Genomic DNA, 428 nt, shown 5'->3' with positions numbered 1-428 from the left:
TGATCTCGAGGACGGAACTGAGGTCATCCTCGAAGGCGATATCGACTACTGGACTGAGGGTGGGAAAATCGACCTCAAACCGTGGGAGGTGATCGTCGTCGGCGACGGCGACCAGGCAGCCGCCGTCGAGCGACTGCGAAACGAACTCGAAGAGCGTGGCTGGTTCGACGACGAGCAGAAACAACAGCCGCCCGCGTTTCCGGAACGGGTCGGCGTCGTCACGTCCCTTCGAGGAGACGCCCGGTACGACATCCAGAACGCGATCCACGGACAGGACCCCACCGTCGACATCCTGGTGAAGGACGCAACCGTCCAGGGGTCGAACGCGACGACGTCCATCGCGAACGGCATTCACCATCTCGACCGCTCGGAGGACGTCGACGCCATCATCGTCGAGATCGGAAGAGCACAGCTCCAGTCACCATCAA

At 61.9% G+C, this 428-nt stretch carries 1 protein-coding gene; it reads left to right on the top strand.

Annotation, left to right across the window (positions count from 1 at the left end; all coding sequences use genetic code 11):
• A partial coding sequence (locus D3D02_RS19725) for an exodeoxyribonuclease VII large subunit (RefSeq protein ID WP_304999812.1) occupies nucleotides 1-428 on the top strand: 428 nt, incomplete at both ends.

This window comes from Halobellus sp. Atlit-38R, assembly GCF_003665925.1.
Taxonomy (GTDB): domain Archaea; phylum Halobacteriota; class Halobacteria; order Halobacteriales; family Haloferacaceae; genus Haloquadratum; species Haloquadratum inordinatus.
The sequence above is the reverse complement of the archived record's forward strand: the minus strand, read 5'-3'. Positions and strand labels throughout refer to the sequence as shown.